This window comes from Streptomyces sp. SID5785, assembly GCF_009870065.1.
In the GTDB taxonomy this organism is placed as follows: Bacteria; Actinomycetota; Actinomycetes; order Streptomycetales; family Streptomycetaceae; genus Streptomyces.
In genome coordinates this window covers 1-5,624 of the sequence record NZ_WWIA01000548.1, presented here as the reverse complement: position 1 = coordinate 5,624, position 5,624 = coordinate 1, and the positions used below count along the sequence as shown (strand labels likewise).

Annotated in this window: 6 protein-coding genes and 1 pseudogene; 1 reads left to right on the top strand and 6 read right to left on the bottom strand. The window is 71.7% G+C overall.

The window, feature by feature from the left end; all coding sequences use genetic code 11:
* The 4 genes from GTW43_RS17645 to GTW43_RS17630 form a co-directional block, all read right to left on the bottom strand.
* Positions 1-763: ABC transporter permease (locus tag GTW43_RS17645; protein WP_161302976.1), on the bottom strand; the 763-nt coding region annotated here is incomplete at its 3' end.
* On the bottom strand, positions 760-1,764 hold the full coding sequence (locus GTW43_RS17640; RefSeq protein ID WP_161302975.1) for a sugar ABC transporter substrate-binding protein: 1,005 nt from the start codon (positions 1,762-1,764) through the stop codon (positions 760-762). The genes GTW43_RS17645 and GTW43_RS17640, both read right to left, overlap by 4 nt.
* Positions 1,765-1,904: 140 nt before the next feature.
* On the bottom strand, positions 1,905-2,903 hold the full coding sequence (locus GTW43_RS17635) for a sugar ABC transporter substrate-binding protein (protein WP_161302974.1): 999 nt from the start codon (positions 2,901-2,903) through the stop codon (positions 1,905-1,907).
* A 123-nt stretch (positions 2,904-3,026) separates the two neighbouring features.
* Entirely contained in the window at positions 3,027-3,791 is a 765-nt protein-coding gene (locus tag GTW43_RS17630) for a GntR family transcriptional regulator (protein WP_161302973.1), read from the bottom strand.
* Between the two features lie 201 nt (positions 3,792-3,992).
* Between GTW43_RS17630 and GTW43_RS17625 the strand changes: the two genes are divergently transcribed.
* Positions 3,993-4,991, top strand: a complete 999-nt coding sequence (locus GTW43_RS17625) for a Gfo/Idh/MocA family oxidoreductase (protein ID WP_161302972.1) — start codon at positions 3,993-3,995, stop codon at positions 4,989-4,991.
* 15 nt (positions 4,992-5,006) lie between these two features.
* Here GTW43_RS17625 and GTW43_RS17620 read toward each other — a convergent pair whose 3' ends face one another.
* Both GTW43_RS17620 and GTW43_RS17615 read right to left on the bottom strand, forming a co-directional pair.
* Positions 5,007-5,435: a PaaI family thioesterase gene (locus GTW43_RS17620; protein ID WP_161302971.1), complete on the bottom strand. Its 429-nt coding sequence runs from the start codon at positions 5,433-5,435 to the stop codon at positions 5,007-5,009.
* Positions 5,436-5,457: 22 nt separating this feature from the next.
* A pseudogene (locus GTW43_RS17615) lies at positions 5,458-5,624 on the bottom strand (cytochrome P450); the annotation flags it as partial.

Genomic DNA, 5,624 nt, shown 5'->3' with positions numbered 1-5,624 from the left:
TGACGCCCATGTAGAGACCGATCTTGGTCTTGTTGACCGGGACGCCGACCGCGCGGGCGGAGTCGACATCACCGCCGACGGCGAAGATCCAGTTGCCGACGCGGGTGCGCAGGAGCAGCCAGGTCGCCACGACGACGAGGGCCAGCCACCACAGGATGGTGATCTTGAAGTCGACGCCGCCGACGGTGAGCGTCGAGGCGAAGACGTCCTTGGCGGAGGCGAAGCCCTCCATGTCGGCGATGGACTTGGTGGAGACCGTGCCGCTGATCAGCTTGGTGAAGCCCAGGTTCATGCCGGTCAGCATCAGGAAGGTGCCGAGCGTGATGATGAAGCTGGGCAGTTTCGTCCGGGTCAGCATGAAGCCGTTGAACGCGCCGATGGCGAGCGTGACCAGGAGCGACACCCCGACGCCGACCCAGGTGTTCGCCGTCATCTGGTAACTGAACATCGACGAGACGAGCGCCGACGAGGTCACGAGGACACCGGCCGACAGGTCGAACTCGCCGCCGATCATCAGGAGCGCCACCGGGACGGCCATGATGCCGAGCGTCGAGGACGCGTACAGGACGGTCGCCAGGCTGGAGGCCCGCAGGAAGCTGTCGGCGAAGACCGAGAAGAAGACGAAGACCGCGAGGGCGCCGACGATCGAGCCCAGCTCGGGCCGGCCCATCAGCTTCTTCAGCGGCGAGGTCTTGATCAGGCGTTCGTCGAGTCGCTCCGCGGGCTCGCGCCCGGGCTGCTTCTCGGGAACCTTGGTGGTCATCGTGTCCCCCGCTTCGCGTATTCCTCCAGCTCGGCGGCCTGATCCTTGGTGACGATCTGGGGGCCGGTGAGGACCGGCTTGCCGCCGCCGAGCACGTTGGCGTTGTACCGGTAGAGCCACAGCAGGTCGACGGCCTCGTAGCCCTGGAGGTAGGGCTGCTGGTCGACGGCGAAGCCGAGGTCGCCGCTCCTGAGGCCCTGCGCGACCTTCTCGTTGAGGTCGAAGGTGTCGATCTCGGCCTTGCTGCCCGCGTCCTGCTTCGCCTTGACGGCGGTGGCCGCGAAGGGGGCGCCGAGCGTGACGACCGAGTCGATCGACTTGTCGGACTGGAGCTTGGCCTCGATGGCGGACTGCACGTCGGGCATGTTGGTGCCCTCAACGTAGAGGTTGGTCATCGTGCCGTCGAAGGTCGACTTCGCGCCCGCGCAGCGCTGCTCGTGGCCCACGTTGCCCTGCTCGTGCAGGATGCACAGGGCCTTCTTGCGGCCGCGCTTGTTCAGCTCGTCGCCGACGGCCTCCCCCGCGATCGTCTCGTCCTGCCCGATGTGGCTGAGCGCGCCGAACTTCTTGGACTCGGCCGACCCGGAGTTCACGGTGATGACGGGGATGCCGGCCTTGACGGCGCGGGCCACGGCCGCCTTCATCGCGTCGGGCTTGGCCAGCGTGACGATGATCCCGTCGACCTTCTTGTCGACGGCGGCGTCGACCAGCTGGGCCTGCTGCTGGGCCTCGTCGTTGTGCGAGTAGACGAAGTTGATGTTGTCCTTGACCGCGGCCTGCTTCGCGCCGCTCTGGACGATGTCCCAGAAGGTGTCGCCATCGCCCGAATGGGTGATCATGGCGAAGGTCCAGCGCGGGGTGTCCACCGCCGCCCGGCCCTGTGCGGCCTTGGCCTTCCGGGCGTCCTCCGCCCGCTTGCCGCCGGTGCTGCTGCATCCCGCCAGCGAGAGGCCGAGCGCCCCCGCTACGGCGATGCTCACCCAGGTCCGAAACCGTGCCACGAGGCCGTGCCCTTCTTGGTCTGCTGCGTCGTTCACCGGGACCGGCGCGGGGCCCGTCACGGCGGACCGTCGACCGGTCCTTGGGGACCTCTTTGCGGTCCCAAACGCACAAGTATGGGTCACGGGGATCATGCATCCATTCACCGGGTACCGCGCGCGGTGTACTTCTCCAGCTGGGGCACGTCCTTCCCGGTGACGACGGCGGGTCCGGTGAGGACCGGCTTCCCGCCCCCGAGCACGTTGCCGTTGGTCCGGTTCAGCCACAGCTCGTCGACGGCCAGATAGCCCTGGAGGTAGGGCTGCTGGTCGACCGCGAAGGTGACCTCCTTCGCCTTGATCCGGCGCACCACCTCGGCGTTCAGGTCGAAGGTCGCGATCCCGGCCTTGCTTCCGGCGTCGGCCTTGGCCTTGACGGCGAGCGCGGCGATCGGGGCGCCGAGCGCGACCACGGCGTCGATGGACGGGTCGGCCTGCAGTTTGGCCTCGATGGAGGACTGGGTGCTCGGCGCGTTCGTCCCCTCGACGTTCAGGTTCTGCACGCTGCCCTTGAAGGTCTTGGCCACTCCGGCGCAGCGCTGCTCGAGCGAGACGTTGCCCTGCTCGTGGATGACGCAGAGGACCTTCTTGCGGCCCTCCTTCCCGAGCTGGGTGCCGACGGCCTCGCCGGCGACGCCCTCGTCCTGGCCGATGTGGCTGATCGCGCCGAACGCCCCGGAGAACTCGGAGCCCGAGTTGATCGACACCACCGGGATCCCGGCCGTGCGCGCCTTCGCGAGGACGGACCGCATGGCCTCGGGCTTGGCGAGCGTGACGACGATCCCGTCGACCTTCTTGTCGATGGCCGCCTGCACCAGCTCGGCCTGGCCCTTGGCCTCCTTGTCGTTGGAGTAGAGGAAGTCGACGTTGTCCTTGGCCGCCGCCTGCTTGGCGCCCTTCTGCACGATGTCCCAGAAGGTGTCGCCCTCACCGGAGTGCGTGACCATCGCGATCTTCAGCCGCTGGGTGCCGACGGCGGACCCGCCGCCCGGGCCGTCGTCCTTGTCCTCGGAGGTCTTGCCGCCCGAGCCGCTGCATCCCGCGGCGAGCGCGATCACCGCGGCGAGGGCCGCGGCCGTGCGGGCCGTACGCGTCGTGAGCATGGTGGAGCCACCTCTCCTCCGGCCGCCCGGTGCGGCTGGGGAGTTTTTAGCGGCGTCCACCGGCCGGGTCAATGCAATGGTCAGAACATTCGGACAACCGGCGCCGATCCGGTCCGCGACGCCTCAGGACCGGACGAGGAGCTGGAAGTCGAAGGAGTAGCGCGAGGCCCGGTAGGTGTGGGCGCCGAACTCGACGGCGCGGCCGGTGTCGTCGAACGTCGTGCGCTCCATGGTGAGCAGCGGGGCGCCCTCGGGCTCGCCGAGGCGCTCGGCCTCGGCGGCGGTCGCGGTGCGCGCCCCGATCGACTGGCGGGCGCTGTGCAGGGTGAGGCCGGCCGCGCGCATCAGGCGGTACAGGCCGGTCGCCTCCAGGCGGGTGTCGTCGAGGGCGAGCAGCCCGGCGGGCAGGTGGTTGCACAGGTACGCCATGGGTTCGCCGTGGGCGAGCCGCAGCCGCTCGACGCGGTGCACCTGCTCGCCCTCGGTGACGCCGAGCGCGGCGGCGACCTGGGCGGTGGCGGGCACCAGGCGGTTCTCGTGCACCCGGGTGCCGGGGCGCTGCCCGGCCGCGGCGAGGTCGTCGTAGAGGCTGCTCAGCTCGAGGGGGCGCTTGACCTGGCTGTGCACGACCTGGGTGCCGACGCCGCGGCGCCGCACGAGCAGGCCCTTGTCGACGAGCGCCTGGATGGCCTGGCGGACGGTGGGCCGGGACAGGCCGAGCCGGCCCGCGAGCTCGATCTCGTTGCCGAGCAGGCTGCCCGGGGTCAGCGCGCCGCGCTCGATCGCCGCCTCCAGCTGCTGGGAGAGCTGGAAGTAGAGCGGGACCGGGCTGCTGCGGTCGACGCCGAGCTCCAGGGTCCGGGCCGGGTCGGCTACGGGTTTGGCCACGGGGGCGAGGTTAGCGGCGGGAGGAGTTGACGGGAAGTCCGGTTGTCCGGACAAGGACCGGCGGGAGGCGGCGGAGCGAGCAGAGCGGTGGAGCGAGCCGGGGCGGCGACGGGAACGCGGCCCGGGACCGGCCGCGTGCGCATGGGTGTTTGTCAGGACAAAGGATTGACAGCACCTGGGCGGGGCGGCACGTTGGGTGCCATGCGCATCGGACTGATCGGAACGGGTCGCATCGGCACCTTCCACGCGGGTGTCCTGGAGCGTGAGGCGGGTTCGCTCGTCGTCACCGACGCCGAGCCCGCGCGGGCGGTCGCGCTCGCGGAGCGGATCGGTGCCACGGCCGCGCCGAGCGTGGACGAGATCTTCCGCTGGGGCGTGGACGCCCTGGTCGTCACCGCGGCGACGGCCGCGCACGCGGAGCTGATCGGACGCGCCGCCCGGGCCGGCCTCCCCGTGTTCTGCGAGAAGCCGATCGCGCTCGACCTGGCGGGGACGCTGGCCGCACTGCGCGAGGTCGAGACGGCGGGCACGGTGCTGCAGCTCGGGTTCCAGCGGCGCTTCGACGCCGGGTACACGGCGGCGCGGGAGGCCGTGCGCGCGGGCCGGCTCGGCCGGGTGCACACGGTGCGGGCGACGACCTCCGACCCGGCGCCGCCGCCGGCCGCGTACCTGCCGCTCTCCGGCGGCCTGTACCGGGACTGCCTGGTGCACGACTTCGACGCCCTGCGCTGGGTGACGGGGCGGGAGGTCGTGGAGGTGTACGCGACGGGGTCGGACGCGGGGCCCGCCATGTTCCGCGAGGCCGGGGACGTGGACACGGCGGCGGTCGTGCTCACCCTCGACGACGGCACTCTGGCGACGGCGACCGCGACGCGGTGCAACGGCGCCGGGTACGACGTCCGCATGGAGCTCTCCGGCGAGCGGGACACGGTCGTCGTCGGCCTCGACGACCGCACCCCGATCGCGTCCACGGAGCCGGAGGGCCCGCCGGCCGCCCCGAAGCCGTGGCCCGGGTTCCTGGAGCGTTTCGCCCCCGCCTACGAGGCGGAGCTCAAGGCGTTCGTCGAGGTGGTCGAGGGCGCACGGCCCAATCCCTGCGACGGCCGGGAGGCGCTGGCTGCCCTGCGGGTGGCGGAGGCCTGCGAGCTGTCGCGGGCGGAGCGCCGCGTGGTCCGGATGGACGAGGTGCCGGGGGCCTGAGCCGGGCGGCGCCCGTCAGCTCGGGTCGGCGGTGAGGATCGTGCCCTGGGCGACGGCGCACAGCTTCTCCGCGCCCGTGTCGTCGGCGGTCAGGAGGTCGCAGCGGACGACGGCCTGGCGGCGCCCGGCGTGCACGACGTCGGCGCGGGCGATCAGGGTGCGGCCCAGGGCCGGACGCACGTACTGGATGGTGAAGCCGCCGGTGAGGACGGCGGGGCCGAGCGCCGCGCCGCCGGCGAACGTCAGGGCGTTGTCCGCGGCGTAGGACAGGACGCCGCCGTGCACGAACCCGTTCTGCTGGAGGAGATCGGGGCGGATGTCCAGCTCGAGCGTGGCGCCGCCCTCCCCGAACCGGGTCACCCGGGTCCCGAGAAGCCTGCTGAACGGCTGGGCCTCCAGGGTCGTGCGGGCGAGTGCGAGGTCGAAGACGGGGGCGGCGGACATCGGCGGCTCCAGGACGCTACGGCTACCAGCGGACCCGCAGTGTACGGACGCCGCGCATCAGCATGCCGGGCAGCCAGCTGTCGGGCCGGCCGTCCAGGGCCAGGTCCGGGCAGCGGTCGAGCAGGGCGCGCAGGGCGATGCGGCCCTCGATCCTGGCCAGCGGTGCGCCCAGGCAGTAGTGGATGCCGT